The organism is Polynucleobacter finlandensis (assembly GCF_018881755.1).
In the GTDB taxonomy this organism is placed as follows: domain Bacteria; phylum Pseudomonadota; class Gammaproteobacteria; order Burkholderiales; family Burkholderiaceae; genus Polynucleobacter; species Polynucleobacter finlandensis.
In genome coordinates this window covers 96,385-121,819 of the sequence record NZ_JACVPS010000006.1, presented here as the reverse complement: position 1 = coordinate 121,819, position 25,435 = coordinate 96,385, and the positions used below count along the sequence as shown (strand labels likewise).

The 25,435-nt window shown below is 46.2% G+C and carries 20 protein-coding genes and 2 tRNA genes; 4 read left to right on the top strand and 18 right to left on the bottom strand.

The genetic code is table 11. The features are described from left to right. Positions 1–3 precede the first annotated feature (3 nt). The 10 genes from ICN49_RS05955 to ispD form a co-directional block, all read right to left on the bottom strand. A complete protein-coding gene (locus tag ICN49_RS05955) occupies positions 4–1,470 on the bottom strand; it encodes a peptidylprolyl isomerase (protein WP_216166722.1) in 1,467 nt (488 codons plus the stop codon). 92 nt (positions 1,471–1,562) lie between these two features. Then, positions 1,563–1,638, bottom strand: a tRNA-Val gene (locus ICN49_RS05950). A 103-nt stretch (positions 1,639–1,741) separates the two neighbouring features. Then, on the bottom strand, positions 1,742–4,174 hold the full coding sequence (gene lon, locus ICN49_RS05945; RefSeq protein WP_216166720.1) for an endopeptidase La: 2,433 nt from the start codon (positions 4,172–4,174) through the stop codon (positions 1,742–1,744). Positions 4,175–4,354: 180 nt separating this feature from the next. Continuing rightward, entirely contained in the window at positions 4,355–5,716 is a 1,362-nt protein-coding gene (clpX, locus tag ICN49_RS05940; protein ID WP_216166718.1) for an ATP-dependent Clp protease ATP-binding subunit ClpX, read from the bottom strand. Between the two features lie 35 nt (positions 5,717–5,751). After that, positions 5,752–6,381: an ATP-dependent Clp endopeptidase proteolytic subunit ClpP gene (gene clpP, locus ICN49_RS05935; protein ID WP_216166716.1), complete on the bottom strand. Its 630-nt coding sequence runs from the start codon at positions 6,379–6,381 to the stop codon at positions 5,752–5,754. Positions 6,382–6,400: 19 nt separating this feature from the next. Further along, positions 6,401–7,738: a trigger factor gene (gene tig, locus ICN49_RS05930; RefSeq protein ID WP_216166714.1), complete on the bottom strand. Its 1,338-nt coding sequence runs from the start codon at positions 7,736–7,738 to the stop codon at positions 6,401–6,403. Positions 7,739–7,794: 56 nt separating this feature from the next. Then, positions 7,795–7,881 (bottom strand) — tRNA-Leu (locus ICN49_RS05925). Between the two features lie 68 nt (positions 7,882–7,949). Beyond that, entirely contained in the window at positions 7,950–8,546 is a 597-nt protein-coding gene (locus ICN49_RS05920) for a malonic semialdehyde reductase (RefSeq protein WP_216166712.1), read from the bottom strand. A 30-nt stretch (positions 8,547–8,576) separates the two neighbouring features. After that, complete coding sequence (gene ispF / locus ICN49_RS05915; RefSeq protein WP_216166710.1) at positions 8,577–9,077, bottom strand: 2-C-methyl-D-erythritol 2,4-cyclodiphosphate synthase; 501 nt, start codon at positions 9,075–9,077, stop codon at positions 8,577–8,579. A 23-nt stretch (positions 9,078–9,100) separates the two neighbouring features. Further along, positions 9,101–9,856: a 2-C-methyl-D-erythritol 4-phosphate cytidylyltransferase gene (gene ispD, locus ICN49_RS05910; protein WP_216166708.1), complete on the bottom strand. Its 756-nt coding sequence runs from the start codon at positions 9,854–9,856 to the stop codon at positions 9,101–9,103. Between the two features lie 23 nt (positions 9,857–9,879). Between ispD and mfd the strand changes: the two genes are divergently transcribed. Further along, a complete protein-coding gene (gene mfd / locus ICN49_RS05905; RefSeq protein WP_216166706.1) occupies positions 9,880–13,422 on the top strand; it encodes a transcription-repair coupling factor in 3,543 nt (1,180 codons plus the stop codon). A 26-nt stretch (positions 13,423–13,448) separates the two neighbouring features. Next, entirely contained in the window at positions 13,449–14,339 is an 891-nt protein-coding gene (gene serB, locus ICN49_RS05900) for a phosphoserine phosphatase SerB (protein WP_216166704.1), read from the top strand. 36 nt (positions 14,340–14,375) lie between these two features. On the opposite strand, the gene ICN49_RS05895 is transcribed toward serB, so the two are convergent. From ICN49_RS05895 to ICN49_RS05865, 7 genes are all read right to left on the bottom strand, one after another. Then, entirely contained in the window at positions 14,376–15,560 is a 1,185-nt protein-coding gene (locus tag ICN49_RS05895) for an acetyl-CoA C-acyltransferase family protein (RefSeq protein WP_216166703.1), read from the bottom strand. A 68-nt stretch (positions 15,561–15,628) separates the two neighbouring features. After that, on the bottom strand, positions 15,629–16,987 hold the full coding sequence (rimO, locus tag ICN49_RS05890) for a 30S ribosomal protein S12 methylthiotransferase RimO (protein ID WP_216166701.1): 1,359 nt from the start codon (positions 16,985–16,987) through the stop codon (positions 15,629–15,631). Between the two features lie 2 nt (positions 16,988–16,989). Beyond that, positions 16,990–17,550, bottom strand: a complete 561-nt coding sequence (gene phaR, locus ICN49_RS05885) for a polyhydroxyalkanoate synthesis repressor PhaR (protein WP_216166699.1) — start codon at positions 17,548–17,550, stop codon at positions 16,990–16,992. 105 nt (positions 17,551–17,655) lie between these two features. Then, on the bottom strand, positions 17,656–18,396 hold the full coding sequence (locus ICN49_RS05880) for a 3-ketoacyl-ACP reductase (RefSeq protein ID WP_216166697.1): 741 nt from the start codon (positions 18,394–18,396) through the stop codon (positions 17,656–17,658). A 39-nt stretch (positions 18,397–18,435) separates the two neighbouring features. Continuing rightward, complete coding sequence (gene phaC / locus ICN49_RS05875) at positions 18,436–20,067, bottom strand: class I poly(R)-hydroxyalkanoic acid synthase (RefSeq protein ID WP_216166695.1); 1,632 nt, start codon at positions 20,065–20,067, stop codon at positions 18,436–18,438. Positions 20,068–20,183: 116 nt separating this feature from the next. Then, on the bottom strand, positions 20,184–20,945 hold the full coding sequence (pgeF, locus tag ICN49_RS05870) for a peptidoglycan editing factor PgeF (protein WP_216166693.1): 762 nt from the start codon (positions 20,943–20,945) through the stop codon (positions 20,184–20,186). A 5-nt stretch (positions 20,946–20,950) separates the two neighbouring features. Continuing rightward, on the bottom strand, positions 20,951–21,982 hold the full coding sequence (locus ICN49_RS05865) for an RluA family pseudouridine synthase (protein WP_216166691.1): 1,032 nt from the start codon (positions 21,980–21,982) through the stop codon (positions 20,951–20,953). 20 nt (positions 21,983–22,002) lie between these two features. Between ICN49_RS05865 and ICN49_RS05860 the strand changes: the two genes are divergently transcribed. Next, positions 22,003–22,896 carry an outer membrane protein assembly factor BamD gene (locus tag ICN49_RS05860; protein WP_216166690.1) on the top strand — a complete coding sequence of 298 codons (894 nt, stop codon included), beginning with the start codon at positions 22,003–22,005 and terminating at the stop codon, positions 22,894–22,896. Between the two features lie 25 nt (positions 22,897–22,921). Here the strand turns inward: ICN49_RS05860 and alr are convergent, their stop codons facing one another. Further along, positions 22,922–24,022 (bottom strand): alanine racemase, encoded by a 1,101-nt coding sequence (gene alr, locus ICN49_RS05855; RefSeq protein WP_216166745.1) that lies wholly within the window; start codon positions 24,020–24,022, stop codon positions 22,922–22,924. A gap of 74 nt (positions 24,023–24,096) precedes the next feature. On the opposite strand from alr, the gene lplT reads away from it, so the two are divergent. Continuing rightward, on the top strand, positions 24,097–25,416 hold the full coding sequence (lplT, locus tag ICN49_RS05850) for a lysophospholipid transporter LplT (RefSeq protein ID WP_216166688.1): 1,320 nt from the start codon (positions 24,097–24,099) through the stop codon (positions 25,414–25,416). Positions 25,417–25,435 lie beyond the last annotated feature (19 nt).

The following is a 25,435-nucleotide window of genomic DNA, read 5'->3' as shown; positions in this document are numbered from 1 at the left end:
GAATTAACTACCAGCACCACCCGAAGACATTGGCTTGAGTGGATTAATTACCTTAACGCTTGCAGCATCACGCCAATAAGCCATGAATCCCGCAAACTCTGCTTGAGCGCTCAGGGCTTGTATCTGCTGTGCTTGCGCCTGATGAATTTTGGCATCACCACCAGAAGGTTGGCGAACTTGATCAACTCTGTAGATGCTGGCTCCTACGCCGGGATTGGAAACAGAAACAACTGCCGGTAATTTATCCGCATTCACAGACATAACTTCATCCATGGCTTGGCCAAGCAAATTGCCTGGCTTATTGCGGGATACCCAAACTGGGCTAGCGAATCCACTTGAATTCTGAGGATCTTTTTCAAGTGCAGAAAATTTCTCTGCGGCCGAAGCAACAGCTAATTTCTCAGCAGCGCGCTGACTTACCTGGCGCCTTACTTCAGCTGCAACATCCTTAAAAGGCAATGTTTGAGCTGGGTGGAAAGTGACTACTCGAGCCGAGACAAACACACCAGGTGAAGTTTGTACCGCTTCAGTATTGCGCTTGTTTTTTAGAGCTTCATCACCAAACAAAGACTGAATCACTTTTGGGTTGCTCAGAGGATGGTCTTTACCTAAACCCGCAATGCCTCCACGGGTTACGTTCTTTTGAGACTGAACACTTAACTTCAATTTATCCGCAGCTGGTTTTAAGCTGTCTGATTGGTCATAAGTCATATTGGCAAACTGATCAGCTCGTTCGCCAAAAACCTTAGCATCTTCTTTTGGGTCGGCCTTGAGAACGATGTATTCAATATCAATAAATTCTGGACTCTCAAATAACCTAGTATTGGCATCGTAGAAGGCTTGCAGCTCTTCTGGGCTTGGGTTTACTTTGCTTAAGTAGTCTTTGGCGTTAAATTGCAATACCTGCACTGCACGCTCTGTCTCATACAAGGACGAAATTGCCTCTGAAATCTTCGGGCTAGCAAGTTCAGTACGAGAAACGGAGCCAACCAATTGTTGGATCTTTAAATCAAAACTTTGGCCAGCATAAAACTGTTCTTCATTCATGCCATTGCTTGCCAAGAGCTGCTTGAAGCGTAGATCATCAAAGCTTCCATCTTGGCGATAGAGTGCGCGAATTTGCGGAATATTTTGCAAGCTTTTAATGAGCGCCTCTTTGCCGACTTGCAGGTGCAAATCGTAAACAGCAAAGCCTAGAATGCGTTGCTGCATGAGTTCATTCAAAATAGCTTGGCGGAACTGTAGGCTTTGTGCAATTTGGGCATTCCCACCAACCCGTTCAGCTTGACGCTTAGCAGCAGACTCTACTTCTTGTGCGGTGATGGCCTTGCCATTGATTTTGACGATATCAGTCTCTTTATCCATAAAACCGGAATAGCTAGAGATACCAAACATTACAAAGGACGGAACAATGAAGAGCATCAAAACGAGTTGAAGAATCTTTTGGTGCTTACGTACGGTATCAAACATGAGTTAGTCGCTGGGAAATAAAGTCGATGGTGCAGTGTACTAGGCGTTGAGATCTAGAGCAGCTAGTTGGCCTAAAAAGCGATGAAGAATCTTGGTGGGCGCTGACGGGTTCGAACCGCCGACATTCTGCGTGTAAGGCAGACGCTCTACCAACTGAGCTAAGCGCCCCAAAATTACTACAGGGAGAATTGTAACTCAAAGGCCTAGCAAAGGCAGGGTTCCCTGATCCATCAACCTAAGAGGATGTAATGGAGCCTGGAACCCTTTGGGACTAATGCTTCAAAACCTCAGCACCAGCCGTTTTTTCATTAGCCTTGCTCGCCTCGGCAGCTTTTTTAGCCAGCTCCTCTGGGGTTGGATCGGGCAATGCTTGGGGCATGCGTTCTAAGGCAAGCTCTAGCACCTTATCAATCCAGCGAACCGGAACAATCTCAATCGCATTCTTAACATTGTCTGGAATTTCGATCAGATCCTTCACGTTTTCCTCAGGAATTAGGGCAAGCTTAATGCCACCGCGATGGGCTGCCAATAGCTTTTCCTTAAGTCCGCCAATTGGTAATACTTCACCGCGCAAGGTAATTTCACCGGTCATCGCAACATCGGAGCGAATGGGAATGCCCGTCAATACGGAAACCAAAGCAGTTGTAATGGCGATGCCTGCTGAAGGACCATCTTTTGGTGTGGCGCCATCCGGAAAGTGAATGTGAATGTCTTTCTTTTCGAAAGCTTCATCTGCGATGCCAAGACGTCTTGCGCGCGAGCGAACCACAGTACGCGCAGCTTCAACCGATTCCTTCATAACATCACCAATGGAGCCAGTACGAGTGATAACACCCTTACCAGACATCACTGCCGCTTCAATCGTTAACAAATCTCCACCAACTTCTGTCCAAGCTAAACCGGTTACTTGACCCACTTGGTTCTCTTTTGCCGCCAAACCAAAGTCGTACATGCGAACCGATAAGAACTTCTCGAGATTGTCAGCGTTAACCACAATCGGTGCAGCTTCTTTCTTCAAGAGCAAAAGCTTGACCACTTTGCGACAAATTTTGCTAATCTCGCGCTCCAAGGACCGGACGCCGGCTTCACGCGTGTAATAACGGATCATGCTGCGAACAGCGCTTTCCTCAATCTTTAACTCATCTTTTTTCAAACCGTTATTTTTGATTTGTTTGGGAATGAGGTAATTGACGGCAATATTGCTCTTCTCATCTTCCGTATAACCGGCCAGACGAATGATTTCCAGGCGATCTAACAATGGGCCGGGAATATTCAATGAGTTAGCCGTTGCCACAAACATCACATCAGATAGATCAAAATCAACCTCTACATAGTGATCTTGGAATGTGTGGTTTTGCTCTGGATCTAACACCTCTAATAAAGCGCTAGCAGGATCGCCGCGGAAGTCCATACCCATCTTATCTACTTCATCAAGCAAGAACAGTGGATTACGGACGCCCACCTTGGTGAGGCTCGTCAAGATCTTGCCAGGCATAGACCCGATATAGGTGCGACGGTGACCACGAATCTCAGATTCATCGCGCACGCCACCCAAGGCCATACGAACAAACTTACGGTTGGTAGCACGTGCAATAGATTGACCTAAAGACGTCTTACCAACACCAGGAGGGCCAACTAAACATAGGATTGGAGCCTTTACACGATCAACACGTTGTTGAACTGCGAGGTACTCCAAAATACGTTCTTTAACTTTATCTAAACCGTAGTGATCTTCATCCAAAACTTTTTCAGCATTAGTGAGATCGTTATTAATCTTGCTTTTTTTCTTCCAAGGTAAATTCACCAAGGTATCGATGAAGTTCCGAATCACCGTTGCCTCAGCAGACATTGGTGACATGAGCTTGAGTTTCTTTAACTCTGATTCGGCTTTTTTCAGCGCCTCTTTAGGCATGCGAGCAGCTTTAATACGCTTCTCGAGCTCCTCAAGATCAGCACCCTCTTCACCCTCACCTAATTCTTTTTGAATCGCTTTGACTTGCTCATTCAAGTAATACTCACGTTGGCTCTTTTCCATTTGGCGTTTCACGCGTCCACGGATACGTTTCTCTACTTGCAAAATATCAATTTCACTTTCGAGGTCCGCCAAAAGGCTTTCTAGCCTTTGAACAACGTCGGTCATCTCCAACAGTTTTTGTTTTTGCTCTAACTTGACAGGCAAATGTGCACAGATGGTATCGGCTAAGCGACTCGGATCATCAATCCCACCTAAGGAAGACAGGATTTCCTGAGGTACTTTTTTGTTTAGTTTTACGTACTGATCAAACTGGGCCATGATGGCGCGACGCAATGCTTCAGTTTCATGTGCATCTAATGTTGCAATGGGAGTTGGTGTCGCTTCACAGGCAAAGTAGCCCTGGCTATCTTCAATTTGGCTCACCTCAGCCCGCTGAACACCTTCCACGAGGACCTTAACGGTGCCATCGGGCAATTTAAGCATTTGCAAGATGTTAGCGATACAGCCGACTTCATAGAGGTCTTCGACGCTCGGCTCATCCTTGGCGGCCGTCTTCTGGGCTACCAACAATACGTTTTTACCGGTTTCCATAGCGGCCTCTAAGGCTTTAATGGATTTTGGGCGACCCACAAACAATGGGATCACCATATGGGGAAAGACAACTACATCCCGTAAAGGCAGCAATGGGAGCTGAATCGGTTCAGAGGGTAGTAATAAGTGGCCAGGCATGGGGCAAATCCTCCAAAGTAGTCAATTCTCATAAAGTTCTCTAAATAGCAAAAACACTAAATAGAGACATTATTAAGAGATAGCATACTACCTATATGGGCTTGACCCAGGAAAAAACAAGGGGGTGAAATGCGAAAAATGCCCGAAAAAAGGGACAAAACAGCAAAAAAACCTTAAAAATTAAGCTTTTTTGCTCAAATCTTCATGTTCTACATCTTGCTTGTAGACCAAAAGTGGTTTTCCGCCTTCTTGAATGCTAGATTCGTCGATAACGACCTTTTGAACATTCTTCAAGGATGGCAAGTCATACATCACATCCATTAATGAACCCTCAAGGATGGATCGCAGGCCGCGAGCACCTGTTTTACGCGCAATAGCCTTCTTAGCGATTGCTGAGAGGGCCTCTACTCGGACCTCAAGTTCAGCACCTTCCATGGTTAAAAGCGCTTGATATTGCTTTACCAAAGCATTTTTTGGCTCTGTCAGAATCTGAATTAAAGCTTCCTCATCCAATTGCGCCAAAGTGGTTACCACTGGCAAGCGGCCAATCAGCTCTGGGATTAAGCCAAATTTAATCAAATCCTCTGGCTCAACTTCAACTAGCAAATCACTCACGCCACGATCATCTTTACCCGGGACAGTTGCATTAAAGCCGATACCGGTTTTTGCAGTACGTTGTTGAATCACTTTTTCAAGACCATCAAAAGCGCCACCACAAATGAAGAGGATGTTAGTCGTATCCACGGGCAAGAAATCCTGATTAGGATGCTTGCGTCCGCCTTGCGGGGGAATGGAAGCCATCGTACCCTCGACTAATTTCAGAAGGGCCTGTTGAACACCCTCTCCTGAAACGTCACGAGTAATCGATGGATTATCTGACTTACGCGAGATCTTATCGATCTCATCAATGTACACAATGCCACGCTGGGCTTTTTCGACGTTGTAGTCACAAGCTTGCAGTAGCTTCTGAATAATATTTTCGACATCTTCACCTACGTAACCAGCCTCGGTTAATGTAGTTGCATCCGCCATGACAAAAGGCACGTCCAACATGCGAGCCAAAGTTTGGGCAAGCAGGGTTTTGCCAGAGCCCGTTGGTCCAATCAGCAAAATATTGCTCTTTGCTAATTCAACGCCATCCACCATTGCCTTTGCGGGCTTCTTGGATTCTTTTTTATCTACTGCTTCGGTAGGTTTGCCATCCTTGTCTAACTTCTCTTTTTTAGGCTTAGGCAAATACTGTAAGCGCTTGTAATGGTTATAAACCGCTACAGCCAAAGTCTTTTTGGCTTGGTCTTGACCAATAACGTATTGATCTAAATTTTCACGAATCTGATGAGGTGTTGGCAATGCGTCATCGCCTTCACTCTTAGGGAGCTTGGCAATCTCTTCTTGAATGATGTCAGTACATAAATCGATGCACTCATCACAGATAAAAACAGATGGTCCAGCAATCAGTTTTTTTACCTCATGCTGACTCTTGCCGCAGAAAGAGCAATACAGTGTTTTATCTGAACTGCTTGTAGAGGTTGTATCGCTCAAGTGGGATGCCTAACTAATGTAATTTCTATGCAAGCTTATGGACGTTTTTCAATGACTTTATCAATCAAGCCATAGTCACGAGCTTGTTCTGCTGACATAAAGTTATCGCGGTCTGTATCTTTTGCAATCGTCTCCATAGATTGGCCCGTACGATCTGCCAAAATTTGATTGAGACGCTCACGCAAATACAAGATCTCACGTGCTTGAATTTCGATATCGGAAGCCTGGCCGCGTGCTCCACCTAAAGGCTGATGAATCATCACGCGAGAATTTGGCAAGGCATAACGCTTACCCTTCTCACCAGCGCACAATAGGAAAGCACCCATGCTCGCAGCCATACCCATACACAAAGTACTAACGTGCGGCTTGATAAATTGCATCGTATCGTAAATAGCCAAACCTGCAGAAACAGAACCGCCAGGAGAATTGATATACAGAGAAATTTCTTTATCTGGATTTTCACTCTCAAGAAATAACAACTGGGCAATAACCAAGTTTGCAGTTTGATCATTGACTTCGCCAACCAAGAATACAACGCGTTCTCTTAAAAGGCGGGAGTAAATGTCATAGGCACGCTCACCTCGACCAGAGGTCTCGATCACCATAGGAACCAAACCCAAACCTTTAGGCTCTAAATTCTCAAACTGAAAATGATTCTGGTTCATGTCATTGCGCCTTATTCAATCAATTTAATTTGCTAAGCTCTTCGAAGCTAACGGCCTTCTCATTTACCTTAGCAAGTGATGTGAAGTATTTAATTACGTTATCTTCAAGTACCAAGTTCTCAATATCCTTGAGACGGCTTGGGTTGCTATAGAACCAGCGTACCACTTCTTTTGGGTCTTCATAAGTAGCAGCTTGCTCATCAATCTCAGCCTTGATTTGGTCAGCGGTAGCTTTCAAATCCTTTTGCTTAACCAGATCGCCCAAAATCAAACCAAGACGTACACGCTTAGTAGCTTGTTCGGCAAACATTTCAGGAGGGATCGGAGCATCTTTGGCATTCGGAATGCCACGCTGCATGAGATCTTGACGCGCGGATTCAACTAAACGCTCTTGCTCTGAAGCAATTAAGGACTTAGGAACATCCAATTCGCAGTTCTTATCAATTTGGTCCATTACTTCATTTTTCAACAAAGAAGTAATACGACGCTTTACTTCGCGATCTAAGTTTTCTTTAACTTCTTCGCGCATCTTGGCAACGCCGCCTTCAGTAACACCTAATGACAATGCAAAATTGTCATCAACCGTTGGCAGGTGTGCCCAGTTCACTTGTTTAACGGTGATGGTGAACTCTGCAGTTTTGCCAGCAACATCTTTACCGTGGTAATCAGCTGGGAAGCTCAATGGGAAAGTTTTGCTCTCACCGGCTTTCAAGCCCAGGGTTGCAGCTTCAAATTCTGGAAGCATGCGACCTTCACCTAAAACATACTCAAAGTTCTCTGCCTTACCGCCAGCAAATTCAACGCCGTCAATCTTGCCTACGAAGTCAATAATTGCTTGGTCGCCAGCTTGGGCCGCAGTATTTGCGCCGCCATCGCCATGAGGACCAGCCTCACCACGTGGGTGGTAATGCACTTGTTGCTTACGTAGCACGTCTAATGCGCGATCAATTTCAGCATCCGCAATAGTCGTTGTGTACTTGGTTACTTCCGCTTTGCTGAAGTCGCCAATTTTGACTTCCGGCAGCACTTCAAAGTAAGCATCAAAAACGATCTTGTCAGCATCTAACTCACTCTTTGGCTCAAGGCGTGGTTGGCCAGCAAGCAGGATGCCTTCTTTTTGACTGAGTTCAAAAAATAATTCAGAGGCTTTATCAAATTGGATTTCAAAATCCACTTGCATGCCATATTGTTTTTCAACCATATTCTTCGGAACTTTGCCCGGACGAAAGCCAGCCACTTTCATGGTCTTACCAACTTTTGCCAAACGGGCCTCACGCGCTTTTGCCAAATCGGCACGAGCGAATTCCAAAGTCATTTTGCGGTCTAGTTGACCTAAATTTTCTATCTGCACAGCCATTCTCGTCTCTTCATTGAAATCAGGATATGTGAAGCCCAAGCCAAGTAGCTAACTTGTGGTGCGAGGAGGGGGACTCGAACCCCCACACCATTTCTGGCGTCAGGACCTAAACCTGGTGCGTCTACCAATTTCGCCATCCTCGCGAATTCCGCAAACGCTACCGAGCTTAAACTTCACTCTAAAGACGCTAATTCTACAATGCCCAGCGTATTTAGAGGATTCTGCAGACCTCGGCGAATGACGGACGGGGTTGTCTAGGCATCAAACTGGCGCTATTGCCATAGCCAATATTGAGTAAAAAGTTCACTTTTACCCTTCCATCAGGGAAAAACTCCGCATTCACCTTATCAGCATCAAACCCACTCATAGCACCGCAATCAAGGCCCAGCGCCCTCACTGCCATCGTTAGATAAGCACCCTGCAACGCTGAATTGCGAAAAGCGGTTGATTCGATATAAGCATCCTTACCCACAAACCAGCTTTTGGCATCAACATGGGGAAATAATTTTGGCAACTGTTCATAGAAGTCCAAATCCATCCCAATGATGGCCGTAACAGGAGCTGCACGTGTTTTCTCGAGATTTCCCGGAGTAACGCAAGCCAGCAAGCGCTCTTTTGCTTGGGGGCTTTTGATAAAGAGAAATCTGGCTGGATTGCAATTAACAGAGGTCGGAGCAAATTTAAGCAGCTCGTAGAGATCCTTAATTTGCTCGTCCGTGACAGGCTTATCTTGCCAAGAGTTGTGCGTGCGAGCATCAATGAAAAGTTGAGATAAAGCACTCTGCTCGAGGCTCTGACTAATAGCCATAGATAACTCCATATATAAAAGTAAAAAAGATTAGGATTTGTACAGCAAGGCAACGGCATGAACCGCAATGCCCTCACCTCTACCAAGATGGCCAAGAGATTCATTGGTTTTTGCCTTGAGATTGACATGACTTGCGGTCACGCCTAAATCCTCAGCGATGTTATGAACCATCTCTGGTAAAAAGTTTGCAAGCTTGGGCTTTTGACAGATGATGGTGGCATCGACATTCCCGATATGAAAACCAGCAGCTTGAACTTTTTGTAATGCAGCGCGTAACAAGATACGACTATCCATGTCTTTGTAGCGCGGATCATTATCTGGAAACAGTTGGCCGATGTCGTTTAACCCTGCAGCGCCAAGCAATGCATCCGTCAGCGCATGCAATAAGGCATCTGCATCAGAATGACCTAATAAGCCCATTTCATATGGGATGTGCACACCACCCAAAATCAGTTTTCGGCCTACAACTAACGCATGCACGTCATAGCCCTGCCCGATGCGAAATTGTGGGATGTGTGGTGCAGTTGTCATGGTAATTTGTTCTTCTGGCGATTTTATGATGGCTGGCGAGCTGACTGGAGAAGTGTATGCATCAACTCCCAATCTGCTGGATGAGTGACTTTAAAGTTGCGCATGGCACCTTCAACCAACAGCGGTTTTAAACCGGTTAGTTCCATAGCGCTAGCCTCGTCTGTAATGTCAGCCTCCATGCGAATGCCGTCTTCCAGTGCATCATGTAACTTCTTGACCGGGAACATCTGTGGCGTTTGGGCTTGCCATAGGTGATTACGAGAGATGGTTTTCTCAACATGCGCGTAGCTACCAGCAAGAGCAGAATTCAGATCGGCAAGCTTCAAGGTATCGGCTACAGGCAAAGCTAAAAGGCCTCCGCCATTGGACGGCGTTACAGCCTTGATCAATTTTTGGATTAAGTGAGTTGAGATTCCAGGACGAGCGGCATCATGAACCAACACCCAATCCGATTCAGGAATACCAGAGCTCAACATCGCTGCCAAAGTATTTCTAACGGTTTCTTGTCTGGTGGGTCCACCAGTCGGTAAAAAATGAAGTGGTGTATCGCTTGCTACCAAACGGCCAAGAATAGGGTTATCGATAAACCCAGGATTAACACCCACCCAAACAGACTGTATTTCTGGAGTCTGGCAAAAAGCCTCGATCGCATAAGCTAGCATTGGCCTGCCTGCAAGCTCCTGGAACTGCTTTGGGAGATCTCCTCCCAGGCGTGAACCCGTACCTGCTGTAGGCAGCAAAGCGTGGCATTGCGGTAGCGATTGATTTCCAGAACTCATGCCTGATTCTATAATGAGCACAGATGTCTGATGCATTAAATCCAGTACCCCCCATACCCGCTCCACGGGCTGGGCAGCGCTTTACCTTTTCGGGACTGATTGGATCGGCGGATGCGGCCCTGATCGCCCAGTCTGCCCTGCGCTACCGGGGTAATTTTTCTGTCATGGTGGTTTTTTGTGCCCATGCTCAAGATGCACAGCGTCTTCTAGAAGAAATTCCTGCCTTTGCACCACAACTCAAGACAAGGCTTTTGCCTGACTGGGAAATTCTCCCCTACGATCACTTTTCACCTCATCAAGATCTGGTCTCTGAGCGCTTAGCCACCTTATATGAACTCCTCAATGGAAGCTGTGACATTGTTCTCGTACCAGTCACAACCGCCCTTCAGAGGCTCGGACCTCCTGGGTTCCTGTCAGGGCATACCTTCTTCTTTAGACAGGGTGACAAGCTCAATGAAGCAGCCCTAAAGCTACAACTTCAACAGGCTGGCTATGATCCCGTCAGCGCCGTGATGCGCCCTGGCGAATACAGCATCCGTGGTGGCTTAATCGATTTATTTCCAATGGGCTCTAGTCTGCCCTATCGCTTGGATTTATTTGGTGACGAAATTGAACAAATCCGTGCCTTTGACCCTGATACTCAACGCAGTTTGTATCCAGTCAAAGAGGTGCGACTACTGCCTGGTCATGAGTTCCCCTTTGATGACAACTCTAGAACAGCATTCCGAAGCCGTTGGAGGGAGGTCTTTGAAGGCGATCCAACTCGCTGTTCGATCTACAAAGACGCCAATTTAGGAATACCGAGTGCAGGTATCGAATCATATCTCCCACTCTTTTTCGATGAATCTTCCAATTTATTCGATTACTTCCCACGTTCAGGCGATCCTGTCTGGCTTCTTAGCATTGGGGATGTCGAGGAATCCATCCAGGGCTTCTGGAAAGACACTGTCCAAAGATATGAATTCTTAAAACATGATCTCGATAGACCCATTCTTCCGCCAAAAGAATTGTTCCTTGATGCTGATGAGTTCTTTATTCAACTTAAACCGAATGCACGCTTAGTTCTCAATCGAGATACAAACGAGTCGCCCCAGTTCTTGCCGGTACCTGATATTGCAGTTCATCGACGCGATGCTGATCCTATTCATCGCCTGCGCAATGTGGTTGCACAAGAAAAAATTCGTGTTTTGGTTTGCAGCGATAGTGCTGGTCGAAAAGAATCCATTCGCCAATTGCTTGATGAAAGTAATGCTGTCGCTGGTCAGGATGGTAAACCTCTATATCCATTGAAACCAGGGGGGTTCGAGAGTATTGCTGATTTTGTAAAGAGTGAATCCTTATTTGGTTTGGTTACAGCATCGCTTTTTAATGGCTTTTCTTGGCCATCTGAAAATTTACTCGTTATCACTGAGGCAGAATTATTTACCTCGACTGCAAGACAACGACGTAAAGGAAAAACGAGCGAGAGCGCTGATCCTGACATGCTCTTTAAAGATTTGTCAGAGCTTAAAATTGGCGATCCTGTAGTTCATTCTGATCACGGCATTGGCCGCTATCAAGGTTTGGTATTGCTCAATGTAGCGCCACCAAAACAAGCGCCGATCTTTGAAGAGTTCTTGCACCTCGTTTATGCGCGAGAAGCTACCTTGTACGTCCCAGTACAGCAATTACAAATGGTCACACGATATGCAGGCTCAGATCCTGACTCCGCACCACTGCATCAACTGGGATCTGGTCAATGGGATAAAGCCAAGCGTAAGGCTGCGCAACAAATACGTGACACTGCAGCAGAGTTACTTAGCCTTTACGCAGCGCGTGCAATTCGTAAAGGTCATGCCTTTGAGTATTCAAGTCATGACTATGAAGCGTTTGCTGAAAGCTTTGGCTTTGAAGAAACACCCGACCAAGCCAATGCGATTACGGCAGTGATTGGCGATATGACTAGCGGAACACCAATGGATCGCTTAGTTTGTGGTGATGTGGGCTTTGGCAAAACAGAAGTGGCATTACGCGCCAGTTTCATAGCGGTGATGGGCGGTAAGCAAGTTGCTATTCTGGCTCCAACTACTCTGCTAGCTGAACAACACGTTGCTACGTGGAAAGATCGCTTTGCTGATTGGCCAGTACGAATTGTTGAGCTCTCTCGCTTTAAAACCACTAAAGAGATCAACGCCGCTCTTGAAGCCATTGCTAAGGGAGATGCCGATATCATTATTGGTACACACAAACTCCTATCAAAAGAGACCCGATTTGCTAACCTAGGTCTGGTGATTGTTGATGAGGAACATCGCTTTGGCGTTCGCCAAAAGGATGCATTAAAAGCATTGCGCGCTGAAGTGGATATTCTGACTTTAACGGCCACACCAATTCCAAGAACCTTAGGAATGGCGATGGAAGGATTGCGCGAATTTTCTATTATTGCTACTGCTCCGCAAAAGCGTTTAGCAATTAAGACTTTTGTTCGCCGCGAGGGTGATGGCGTCATTCGTGAAGCAGTGCTTCGTGAGATCAAACGTGGTGGACAGGTTTACTTTCTTCACAATGAAGTTGAAACCATACAAAATCGCAAGCATGCATTACAAGAGCTTATTCCTGAAGCCAGTATTAGCGTAGCTCATGGACAGATGCATGAGCGCGAACTTGAATCTGTGATGCGCGAGTTCGTTACTCAGCGTACCAATATATTGCTATGTACGACCATTATTGAAACGGGCATTGATGTACCGACAGCCAACACCATCATCATGCACCGCGCAGATAAATTTGGCTTGGCTCAACTCCATCAACTTCGTGGCCGTGTGGGCCGCTCACATCACCAAGCCTACGCTTACCTCCTAGTGCCTGATCCTGAGGCTCTGAGCAAGCAAGCGCAGTTACGTCTCAATGCAATTCAGGCGATGGAAGAACTGGGTTCTGGCTTCTATTTAGCAATGCATGATTTGGAAATTCGGGGTGCAGGCGAAGTTCTGGGCGATAAACAGTCTGGTGAAATCCATGAGATTGGCTACCAGCTCTATACGGAAATGTTGAATCGCGCTGTTAAATCTTTAAGAAGCGGTAAGGAGCCAGACCTTTTATCACCATTACAAGCGACAACAGATGTCAATTTAGGCGTCCCCGCTCTCTTGCCTCAGGACTATTGCCCCGATGTCCACGAGCGTCTGTCGCTGTATAAGCGTTTTGCTGGTACTACTGATTTTTCAGAATTAATGGGTTTACGCGAAGAATTGATAGATCGCTTTGGTGACCTGCCAGACCAAGCTAAATCTTTTTATGAGACGCATCGCTTGCGTTTGGAGATGTCAGGATTTGGCATTAAGAAAATCGACGCCACCCCAAGCTCTATCCAAATTCAATTTATACCGAATCCACCCATAGATCCAATGAAGATCATTCAACTGATTCAGAGCTCAAAAAATATTCAGCTCAATGGACAAGATAAGTTGAAGGTATTGCCACCAAAAGAGCGTGATTTTGAGAAGTTAGAGCAACGCTTAGACTTTATCCGAAAGATCCTCAGAAGCCTAAACGAATCAGCTATGCTTACTACCGCACAAGCCAATTAATCAGCCACTCAGATTATGATTGACCTATGTCCTCGCCAGTAACACTCGTTTCCTTAGCAAATAGCCCTATCCCACCGGGATTGGGCTCTGCGCTTTCTGAGCATGCCAAAGTACTCGGTATCGAATTGCAGTCCAGCCAAGCAATGCTCTCTCGATCAGGATATTTCTCTGAGCGATGGATGGCTTCCAAAACGCTGATGCCAGAAGCACGGGTTGCCATGCGTGACATTGCTGCCACACATGGTACTGACCTTGCCTTTTTGTCCACGGCATTCATACCTCAAGAAGTGAGGGTTCTGGCAATGGATATGGATTCAACCTTAATCAATATCGAATGTATTGATGAGATCGCCGACTTCACCGGCAAGAAAGCTGCTGTTTCAGAAATCACCGAAGCAACAATGCGGGGCGAGATCAAAGACTTTAAAGAAAGTTTGCGCCGTCGCGTTGCACTGCTTGCTGGCGTATCGGCCGATGTATTGGACTCGGTCTATAAAGAACGTTTACGCCCTAACCCTGGCGCCTTGGAACTTTTGGCAGGCGCCCATCAACGCGGCCTCTATACCTTACTTGTTTCTGGTGGCTTTACATTCTTTACCGAGAAACTTCAAAAAGAATTGGGTTTCAAGCAAACACAAGCCAATACCCTAGAAATCATCAACGGCAAACTCACCGGCAAAGTCCTTGGTGAGATTGTTGATGGTGCAGCAAAAGCGGCCTACCTAGATGGCGCATGCACTCTCATGAATTGCACTAAATCGCATGCAATTACCATGGGTGATGGCTCAAATGATCTACCGATGATGCATGGCTCAGGCATCAGCATTGCCTACAGAGCAAAACCCATCGTCAAAGAAAAAGCCGACGCGGCTTTTGACCGAGTCGGCTTGGATGCTGCTTTACTCTTGATTGCCTAAGCGTTTAGCTTAAGCAATCCGTAGTAACTATTTCGATTACAGGCGCTCAAAAATCGTAGCAATACCCTGTCCGCCACCAATACACATCGTGACCAAAGCATATTTGCCATTTACGCGATGTAACTCATGAATCGCTTTAGTAGCAATCGCTGCACCAGAGCAACCAATTGGATGGCCTAACGCTATCGCACCACCATTAACGTTTGTCTTAGCCGGATCTAGTCCCAAGCCTTTAGTAACGGCCAATGCTTGCGCAGCAAAGGCTTCATTAGATTCGATCACATCGATTTGGTCTAATTTCAGTCCAGCACGTTCAAGAGCAATCTTCGTCGCAGGAATAGGACCTTCACCCATGATGTGGTTTGGCACACCAGCAACAGCGTAAGAAACCAAACGAGCGATAGGCTTATGACCTGCTTTTTTAGCGGTTTCAGCATCAGCCAATACAAAGAAGGCTGCGCCATCATTGATGCCAGATGCATTACCAGCAGTTACGCTGCCACCCTCTTTTTTGAAGACTGCTTTCATCTTCGCCAAAGTTTCCATGGTTGTTTCTGGCTTGCAATGCTCATCGGTATCAAACACGATATCGCCCTTACGAGTCTTGATCGTGATTGGAACGATTTGTGATTTAAAACGACCTTCTTTAATCGCATGAGCAGCACGGCGATGAGACTCAACCGCTAAAGCATCTTGCTCATCGCGTGTTAACTTCCATTTTTCTACAAGGTTCTCAGCGGTAACGCCCATATGACCAACGCCAAATGGATCGGTGAGAACGGCAACCATCAAGTCGAGCATCTTGGTATCACCCATACGTGCACCACTGCGCATTGCTGGTGAGCCATACATCCCACGCGACATCACTTCAACACCACCACCAATACCGTAATCACAGTCGCCCAACATGATTTGTTGAGCAGTAGACACAATGGCTTGCAAACCAGAACTGCACAAACGGTTTAGAGCCATCGCAACAGATTCCATTGGCAGGCCAGCCTGAATAGAGGCTACGCGTGCAACATAGGCATAACGGCTATCCGTTGGAATAGTATTTCCAACAGTTACGTAATTAATTAAAGCTGGATCTACACCAGAGCGGGCTACCGCCTCTTTCATCACAATGCCACCGAGTTCAGAAGGCTCAAAACTACTGAGTGAACCATTGAAGGTGCCAATTGCGGAACGTACCGCACTTAATACAACGACATCACGACTCATATCAATCCCCTTAGCAGAGCCCCAATTGGAGCAAATTTAGTAATCCTAGCTCAATTTTTATGCGAATTTCAAGTTTCGGCTATTAGGTCATGCCCTTGGGAGCTAATCACCGTGGCACGGACAAATTCACCTACACGATAGCGCTTGGAGGGTTTGCTGGGTGGCAAAACCCTCACCAAACCGTCAATTTCAGGGGCATCGCCAACTGTTCGCCCTATTCCACCATCAGCGTCAATCCGGTCTATCAGCACCTGAATGCGTTTACCGACCTTCTTTTCAAGGCGTTTAATGGAAATCTCTTCTGCCTTAGCCATAAAGCGGGCTCGACGATCTTCGCGAATGGCATCCGGAACCGGCTTTTCTAAGAGGTTGGCAGTTGCCCCATCAACAGGCGAGTAGGCGAAGCAACCAGCACGATCAATTTCCGCCTCATCTAGGAAATTTAAAAGATAGTCAAATTCGACTTCCGTCTCACCAGGGAAACCAGCAATAAAGGTGCTGCGAATCACTAAATCGGGGCAGGCTGCTCGCCATGCCTGAATCCGCTCTAAATTCTTTTCACCGCTGGCCGGACGTTTCATTCTTTTTAAGACGTCAGGATGAGCGTGCTGCAATGGAATATCTAAATAAGGTAGAACACCATAACCGTGTTCAGAAAACTCTGCCATCAAAGGCAGAATGTCATCGACATGGGGATATGGGTAAACATAATGCAGTCTCACCCAGGCTTGATGTTCTCGAGCGATTTGATTTAAGGCGTTCACCAAATCAAACATGCGCGTCTTAACCGGTTTGCCATCCCAAAATCCGGTGCGGTACTGAATATCAACGCCATATGCGCTAGTGTCTTGAGAAACGACTAATAATTCTTTCACGCCAGACTCAAACAATCTTTTTGCTTCGAGTAGCACCTCGCCAATTGGCCTAGAAACCAAATCGCCACGCAAGCTCGGAATAATGCAGAAAGTACAGCGATGATTGCAGCCTTCAGAAATCTTTAGGTAAGCATAGTGCTTAGGCGTTAACTTCACACCAATCGGAGGAAGCAAATCGGTAAAGGGGTCATGCGGCTTAGGGAGATACTGATGAATGGCTTGCATCACCTCAGCTGTAGCGTGGGGGCCAGTGACAGCAAGGACTTTGGGGTGAATACTCTGAATGAGATCGCTTCCATCAGCATTTTTCCGAGCACCAAGACAGCCCGTGACAATCACTCTGCCGTTCTCAGCCAAAGCCTCACCAATAGCAGAAAGACTTTCTTCTACCGCTGAATCAATAAAGCCGCAGGTATTGACCACAACAAGATCGGCGCCAGAATAATCTTTGGATGTTTCATAACCTTCCGCACTCAATTGAGTCAGAATTAATTCGGAATCCACCAGAGCCTTGGGGCAACCCAAGGAGACAAACCCTACCTTACCCGCCACAACTATTCTTTTTCTTCTTTAGCGGCTGGCTGGGTAAACGGAAAACCTGTGAACAGATTTTGAGAGCCCTGCATTTGCTCTTGCATCTTCACAAAGAGATCTTTGCTTTGGTCCATGTAGTTACCCATGAGCCCTTGCATCAGCGGGTTTTGAAGATTTAACATTTGCGCCCAAGCTTCAGGACTGCTACCAGCACCCATGCCCTTTGATTGATCGCCCAACTTATGGTGAATATCAACAAAAGATTGCATTGTCTTCTCGAGGTAATTTCCCATCAAGCCTTGCATTGAGTTGCCATAAAAGCGAATAATTTGAGAAAGCATCTGGGTTGAAAATACTGGAGAACCGCAAGCCTCTTCTTCCAAAATAATTTGCAGCAAAATATTGCGCGTCAAATCATCTTCAGTTTTGGCGTCAACGACCTTGAATGGCTCTCCACCCATAACCAAACCTTTAATGTCAGACAGAGTGACATATGTGCTGGTCTGAGTGTCATAAAGACGTCTATTGGGGTACTTCTTGATGAGACGGTCTTCACCAACTCGCTTGGAACGGGCTACCATATATTTTTCCTAATTCAATGTAGTGCAACGCAACATCGGCATAGTTTATCCCTAGTTTGATTAAAAGGTAAATATGCCGATGTTATGGACTACTAGTGGCTATTTTTAGCCTGTATGGATACCGCCATTTAAGGAGAAGTCAGCACCAGTGGCATAGCCACCATCTACAGACGCAATCCAGCAGCAAATAGAGGCTATTTCTTCAGGAGTTCCCAAACGCTTTACCGGAATACCAGAGACAATTTTTTCCAAGACATCCTCGCGGATCGCCTTAACCATATCTGTGCCGATATAACCTGGAGAAACGGTATTGACAGTAACACCCTTGGTGGCGACTTCTTGAGCCAAAGCCATGGTGAAACCATGTAAACCAGCTTTTGCTGTGGAATAGTTTGCTTGGCCAAACTGACCTTTTTGACCATTCACAGAGGAAATATTGATGATTCGGCCCCAATTGTTCTCGCACATGCCATCGATAACCTGTTTGGTCACGTTGAATAAAGAATTGAGGTTGGTATCAATAACAGCCTTCCATGCATCAGGCGTCATCTTACGAAATACGCTATCACGCGTAATGCCGGCGTTGTTGACTAAGACATCCACACGGCCTACTTCAGCCTTCACCTTCTCAAAAGCGATAACAGTGCTTTCCCAGTCAGAAACATTACCCTCTGAAGCAATAAAGTCATAGCCAATTGCTTTTTGCTCTGCAATCCAGCGATCTTTACGTGGAGAATTTGGGCCACAACCTGCAATGACTTTAAAGCCATCTTTAGCCAAACGTTGACAAATAGCTGTACCGATACCGCCCATACCACCAGTTACATATGCGACTTTTTGAGACATGGATTTCCCCTTTTAAAAAATTGTTGTTGTTATGCTTAATTAAACCGCTGGACCTAATTTTTCTTTGACATACTTGCCAGGTGCAGCTTCTAATTTCTTGTACTTCGAGTTACCAAATACTTTTCTTGCAGCAATTTTTTCGCCACCAAACTGGGCAAGCCATTTTGTATAGTCAGGCCACCAACTGCCTTTAATCTCTTTTGCATCTGCAAGCCACTCATCCGCTGTCTTAGCAATCTTGCTGTTTTCAAAGTAATACCGTTTATTTTTTGCTGGTGGATTAATCACACCTGCAATATGTCCAGAGGCGCCAAGAACAAAATGTTTTTTGCCGCTCAGAATTTGCGTAGATTGATAGGCTGATTGCCACGGCACAATATGATCTTCTTGAGATGCATAAATATAAGCTGGGCAATCAATTTTGCTCAAATCAATTTTCTGGCCACATAAACTGACTTTGCCAGGTTTCACCAAATCATTCTGTAAATAGGTATGGCGTAAGTACCAGCAGTACATCGCACCAGGAAGATTGGTGGAATCACCATTCCAATACAGCAGATCAAATGGTGGCGGTGAATTACCTTTGAGGTAATTCTCAACAACGTAATTCCACACCAAGTCGTTTGGACGCAGGAAAGAAAAAGTATTACCCAAATCTAAGCCAGACATCATGCCGAACTTGCCTGATTCACCACCAATAGTGGTTTCTCGCATCTTGACCATCGTCTCATCAATAAAGACATCTAAGATCCCAGTGTTAGTGAAATCCAACAACGTTGTTAGTAGCGTCAAGCTGGCAATAGAGTTATCTTTTTTAGCAGCCAAGACAGCCAAGGCAGAGGCGACTAATGTGCCACCAACGCAAAATCCCAGAATATTAATTTGATCTGTGCCGCCAATGTTTTTGGCCACTTCAATCGCCTTAATGACGCCATCGCCCACGTAATCTTCCCAGGTCACCTTGCTCATGGAGTCATCAGGGTTCTTCCAAGAAACCAAAAAGACTGTATGGCCCTGCTCCACCATGTAGCGCACAACTGAGTTCTCAGGCTGTAAATCCAAGATGTAGTACTTATTAATGCACGGTGGCACCATTAAATATGGACGCGCGTACACAGTCTCTGTAAGTGGCGTGTATTGAATCAGCTCAAAGAGTTCACAGCGGAAAACCACTTGACCTTCGGTAGTGGCAATATTTTTACCAAGCTCAAAAGCGGTTTCATCTGTTTGAGAAACTTTGCCCTTTTTCATATCAGCCAACAAATTAACGATGCCATTCTGAAGGGACTGCCCTTGCGAGCTAATGATATTTTCTAATACTTCGGGATTGGTGGCGATGAAGTTTGATGGAGAGAGCGCATCAATCATCTGCTCGGTAGTGAACAGAATCTTTTGCCGAGATTTTTCATCGGTGTCTACTGCTTTGGCCAAGGCCATTAAATGTTTTGCATTGAGCAAATAAGTCGCGGCAATGGTTTTACTCCATGAGGAGTGCCAAGCCTTTCCAGAAAAACGGCGATCCTTAACTTCAATCGCTTCTGGATTGGTAGCAAGATGTGCTAACTCAGTGAAATATTCTTTCTGAATTTCTGCTAAACGGTCTGGCGGAATCATCGCCATGTGATGGGGTGCTAAGGCCGGTGCTGCGCCCATATTTGTGCCTGCAAACATAGTAATCTCTTCAATTGAATTTAGACATTCTCCTTCTATAAACGCTATAGAGTTATACGCACTAACCCTAGCCCAATGGCTAAGCTAGTAATAACCCGAAGAATCGAATAGAAAGATTACTGAGTAAACCAAATCAATGAGGCAAATCGACCAGAGATCGCATCACGGCGGTGCGAGAAAAAACGTTTTTGATCGGTGACGGTGCAAAAATTACCACCATAGATCTGCTCAACACCCAGAGTAGATAGGCGAGATTGGGCCAATAGGTAAAGATTTGCAAAATATTTACCTGGTCGACCAGGGATAGCTACAAACGCATTACTAGGAAATGCTATCCCCGCTCTTAAAAAGGCTGCATAAACATCTTCTCCCACTTCAAATGCTGCGGGTCCAATAGCAGGACCCATCCACGCCATGATCTGGTTTGGAGTCATGTCTGCATCGAGCTTGAGCATTTCGGTCACGGTATTTTCTAAAACACCCGCACATAAACCTCGCCAACCCGCATGGGCTACACCGATAACACCCCCCGCTAAATTGCTAAAAAATATTGGTAAACAATCAGCCGTCATTACCGCCAACACTTCATTGGCCTGATTGGTCACCGCAGCATCTGCTTGAATAGCATCCTCAGACGAACGCCTTCGGTTCATTGGGGTGCTGACAAAAGTGCCATGTACCTGCTCTAGCCAAATGGGCTCAGATGGTATTTGGGCTCTTAAGATCGCGCGATTGGCCTTGACGGCTCGGGCGTCATCGCCCACGTGATCACCTAGGTTTAAGGATGAAAATGGTGCAAGACTAGTGCCGCCATCACGGGTAGTTACCAGGCTATGAATGTTTGGCGGTACTGGCCAGTCAGGCTTTAGGACTTCCACTGTTCTTAATCACTATTTAAGGAAGCTAATAAAACAGATTCTTTTGGAAGATCATCAGCACTCATGCCAACTTGGCTCAATAGAGTCATTAAATCCTCAGGTGGCAACCTAAACCAGGTCATAGTCTTTAAGGTGTCTGGGTGCTCCAAACTCAATGCAAAAGCATGTAAAGCCTGTCGCTCAAAAGGCAGGGATTTTGCAATGCCAGGAGTTTTTTTCCGGTACACCTGGTCGCCCAAGAGCGGAAAACCTAAAGACTCGAGATGTACCCGAATTTGATGTGTGCGGCCGGTCTCTAAACGACATTCCAGCAAAGTCGTGGCCGAACCCTCAAAAGCCCCCTTGGCCAGTCGTCTAAACATCGTGGCTGCGGGCTTGCCATGCGCCGAACCAGCTGCCATTTTTAAGCGGTCCCGTTGATCACGCCCTACAGAAGCCAATACTTTGCCTTGAGTGGGCGCTTCGCCCCAAACCCAAGCCAAGTAGCGCCTGCCTACTGTGCGTTCTTGGAGCTGTCTAACCAGCGCCGTTTGAGCCAAGGCGGTTCTAGCAACCACCATCAAGCCAGAGGTGTCTTTATCAAGACGGTGGACTATGCCTGCCCTAGGTAGGTTTTTAAGCTCTGGATACTGAAATAAAAGGGCATTTAATAAGGTCCCCGTCCAGTTGCCAGCCGCAGGATGGACCACCAAGCCAGGAGGCTTATTCACCACAATGATTGACTCATCCTCATAAACCACCTCTAAAGGGATGTCTTCAGGACTAAAGGCAAATTGCTCGGGCATTTCTTGTGGAAAAACCTTAATACTCTCGCCACCGCGGAGCAAATAGCGAGCTTTTGTCACCTTTCCATCAACCGTGACTGCGCCAGCCTCTACCCAGGACTTCAAACGATTACGAGAGTAATCAGGCAAAGAGCTAGCTAGAACCTTGTCTAGGCGTTCACCATTAACATCAAGCGGGATTTCTAAGGCAATGAAATCCTCATCATCGATATAATCAATAGGATTCGAATCCGGAGTTTGCGGCAATGCCACGCTTAAAAGGCCTTTCAGTTATGTCAGATGTTATTTCAGACGCCAGTTTAAGGCTTACCGCTGCTATTGAGCCATTAGCGCATAAAAGCCCTCTGTCTTTGAGAGTTCTTACGCTCAGCTTTTTTTTGGTTTCCAGTATCGCCATCCTTTTACTAAGTGGTTGCGCTGGTAGCGATGGAGCTAAGGACGATACCGATATTTGGTCTGAAACCAAACTCTATTCTGAAGCGAACGCTAAGTTAAACGATGCCGACTTTGCTAAGTGCGGTAAATATTTTGACAAGTTAGAGGCACGCTTCCCATTTGGGCCTTATTCACAGCAAGCACAGATCAATGCTGCTTACTGTTACTGGAAAGCACAAGAGCAAGCTCAAGCTTTAGTCGCCATTGATCGCTTCATCAAACTTTTTCAAGGTAGCCCCAACTTAGATTACGCGTATTACTTAAAAGGCTTAATCACCTTCAATGATGATCTGGGTTGGTTAGGAAAATTCACTGGACAAGATTTAAGCGAACGCGATCCTAAAGCAGCTAAGGAAGCGTTTGAATCTTTCAAGGTTGTTGTTGAGCGCTTCCCAAATAGTAAATATGCGCCTGACTCTTTAGACCGCATGCGCTATATCGTTAACTCACTCGCAGAAGCAGATGTCATCGTGGCACGCTTTTACTATCAGCGTGGCGCATATTTAGCGTCTGCTAATCGTGCCCAGCTGGTGATTCGTGACTACGATCGAGCGCCTGCGGTCGAAGAGGCTCTTTACATCTTGGTGAAATCTTACGAAAAATTGGGCATGAAGGATCTGAGCGATGATGCTAAGCGAGTCTTAGTGTTGAATTTCCCCGATGGTCAAATGCTCTTGACTGGTCAACGCGCTAAAGCTGAGCGCAAGTGGTGGCAGCTCTGGAATAAGTAATTCCTAAGAAGCCCCTAGAAATAATTTATTTTATTTCCACGGCCACTCGTGGAGCCACGGCACAAAGAAGCTCGTAGCCAATGGTTCCGCTCATCTGCGCAACATCATCCACTGGAACTTGAGCTCCCCATAGCTCGACACGACTACCAATATGCGCTTGAGGCGCATTACGCAGATCAATCGTCATCATATCCATTGAGACACGCCCCACCAGTGGACAAATCAGCCCAGAGCCATCAGAGGCGCCACCGTCAACCCACACCGGTGTACCGTCTTTTGCTTGACGTGGATAGCCATCTGCATAACCACAAGCAACCACTCCAATGCGCATCGCTTCTGGTGCTTCGTAGCGGCCGCCGTAACCAACGCGATCCCCCTTCCGCAATTCTTGAATATCAATAATCTCGCTGTGCAAATGCATTACCGCCTGCAAATGAGCATGCTCAATATCTTGATAGCTTCCTGTAGGTGAAGCGCCGTACAACATGATGCCTGGGCGAACCCAATCTCCTAAAGCATTGCGATGCCATAGTATGGCTGCAGAGTTCGCTAAGGATGTTGGTGCCGCAATGTCCGCAATCATCCCATTAAAACATTCGAGCTGCGCGCCAACCGTAGGAGATTGATCAACTTGATCGGCATTGGCAAAATGGGTCATATGGTGCATATGACAACCCAAAGCATGGAGACGATGAAAGGCCAACTTGTAGAGCTCAGGGTTTAATCCCAAGCGATTCATGCCGCTATTCATTTTGAGGAAAACATTAAAAGGTTTGGCGCCCTTCGAATGGAAATCTTCAAGCCATTGAATCTGGTTCTCGCAATGCACCACTAAGTCGCATGCTAGTTCCTGCGCGAAAGCCAATTCATTTTGATGAAATAAACCCTCTAATAATAAAATTCGACCCTTCCAGCCCCTATCCCGCAACCAGCGCGCATCCTGAATGTCCAATAGCGCAAATCCATCAGTTGACTCCAAGCCCCTCAGAGCCGCTTCAAGACCATGGCCATAAGATCTAGCCTTGATAACAGACCAGATTTTGGACTCTGGAGCCAGCTCCCGAACACGGTTTAAATTATGGCGAAAGGCCTCGGTGTGAATAGATGCCAAAATTGGTCTATTAATCAAGCTATCATCTGTAAGACCCATATTCACCCCTCCTTTCATGCTTTAATTGTATTAATGACTAGATTGTACGAATGAACCGTAGTTTTTACATCATTATGGCGGCGCAATTTTTTTCGTCGCTTGCTGATAACGCCCTACTGATTGCAGCCATTGCCCTCTTGGCCCAGCTGAACGCGCCGGCCTGGATGACGCCTTTGCTCAAACTCTTTTTTGTGCTGTCTTACGTCATTCTTGCAGCTTTTGTCGGCGCCTTTGCAGATTCCCGCCCCAAAGGCAATGTGATGTTCATTACCAATACGATCAAGTTTGTTGGCTGTGTGGTGATGCTATTTGGCAGTCACCCTTTATTTGCTTATGCCATTGTCGGTTTAGGTGCTGCGGCGTATTCCCCAGCTAAATATGGCATTTTGACTGAATTGCTCCCCCCGGAGAAGCTGGTAGCAGCCAATGGCTGGATTGAAGGGCTGACGGTTGGCTCAATCATCATGGGCACAGTACTGGGTGGCGTACTCATCAGTAGCACGGTATCTCAAAGTCTATTGAGTTTCGATATACCTGCCTTTGATACCGGTATTGATACGCCAGCAGAATCGGCCATCATGATCATCATGACGATTTATGTCGTTGCAGCCCTCATCAATCTACGCATTCCAGATACCGGTGCTCGGTATGTTTCACAGAAAACCAATCCTATAGAACTCGTCAAAGACTTTGCAGTTTGCTTTAAGACGCTCTGGAACGATCGACTTGGTCAAATTTCCCTAGCGGTTACCACCTTGTTTTGGGGTGCTGGTGCGACCTTGCAATTTATCGTCATCAAATGGGCTCAAGTTGCTTTGCATATGACTCTCTCTCAAGGCGCTATCTTGCAAGCCATCTCCGCCGTTGGCGTTGCCGGAGGTGCAGTATGGGCAGCCTGGCGAGTACCATTGCGTCACTCCTTAAGCGTGCTTCCTTATGGGATTGCAATGGGTTTGGTGGTCTGCGTTATGGCAGTCTATAACTCCGATATGTTGCCCGATACTGTCTTGTGGACTGTTGGCAAATTACAAGTCAATCTCAATTTAATTCCAGCGTACTTCTTATTAATTCTGGTTGGCTGGTTGGCTGGTTATTTTGTAGTGCCAATGAATGCGCTTCTGCAACATCGTGGCCACGTTTTAATGTCTGCAGGACATTCCATTGCAGTACAAAACTTCAATGAAAATATCTCTGTGCTAGTGATGCTATTAGTGTATTCACTGCTGATTTGGCTAGATGCCTCTGTTCAATATGTGATTATTGGCTTCGGCATTGCAGTGAGCTTGATTATGTGGATGGTGATTAAGCGTCATGCTGCGAACCAAGCAGAATATGACTCTATGCACCTTATCGGCGAACATAAACACTAAAATTTCAGTGCGTTGTTAG

Excerpts from the sequence above, each read along its gene's own strand:
- phaC (WP_216166695.1), bottom strand. The coding sequence starts at position 20,067 with ATGTTTGCAGGCACAAATATGGGCGCAGCACCGGCCTTAGCACCCCAT.
- mfd (WP_216166706.1), top strand. The coding sequence starts at position 9,880 with ATGTCTGATGCATTAAATCCAGTACCCCCCATACCCGCTCCACGGGCT.
- lon (WP_216166720.1), bottom strand. The coding sequence starts at position 4,174 with ATGCCTGGCCACTTATTACTACCCTCTGAACCGATTCAGCTCCCATTG.
- ICN49_RS05895 (WP_216166703.1), bottom strand. The coding sequence starts at position 15,560 with ATGAGTCGTGATGTCGTTGTATTAAGTGCGGTACGTTCCGCAATTGGC.
- ICN49_RS05955 (WP_216166722.1), bottom strand. The coding sequence starts at position 1,470 with ATGTTTGATACCGTACGTAAGCACCAAAAGATTCTTCAACTCGTTTTG.
- ispF (WP_216166710.1), bottom strand. The coding sequence starts at position 9,077 with ATGACAACTGCACCACACATCCCACAATTTCGCATCGGGCAGGGCTAT.
- ispD (WP_216166708.1), bottom strand. The coding sequence starts at position 9,856 with ATGAGTTCTGGAAATCAATCGCTACCGCAATGCCACGCTTTGCTGCCT.
- serB (WP_216166704.1), top strand. The coding sequence starts at position 13,449 with ATGTCCTCGCCAGTAACACTCGTTTCCTTAGCAAATAGCCCTATCCCA.
- phaR (WP_216166699.1), bottom strand. The coding sequence starts at position 17,550 with ATGGTAGCCCGTTCCAAGCGAGTTGGTGAAGACCGTCTCATCAAGAAG.
- ICN49_RS05860 (WP_216166690.1), top strand. The coding sequence starts at position 22,003 with ATGTCAGATGTTATTTCAGACGCCAGTTTAAGGCTTACCGCTGCTATT.
- tig (WP_216166714.1), bottom strand. The coding sequence starts at position 7,738 with ATGGCTGTGCAGATAGAAAATTTAGGTCAACTAGACCGCAAAATGACT.
- ICN49_RS05920 (WP_216166712.1), bottom strand. The coding sequence starts at position 8,546 with ATGGCTATTAGTCAGAGCCTCGAGCAGAGTGCTTTATCTCAACTTTTC.
- ICN49_RS05880 (WP_216166697.1), bottom strand. The coding sequence starts at position 18,396 with ATGTCTCAAAAAGTCGCATATGTAACTGGTGGTATGGGCGGTATCGGT.
- lplT (WP_216166688.1), top strand. The coding sequence starts at position 24,097 with ATGAACCGTAGTTTTTACATCATTATGGCGGCGCAATTTTTTTCGTCG.
- clpP (WP_216166716.1), bottom strand. The coding sequence starts at position 6,381 with ATGAACCAGAATCATTTTCAGTTTGAGAATTTAGAGCCTAAAGGTTTG.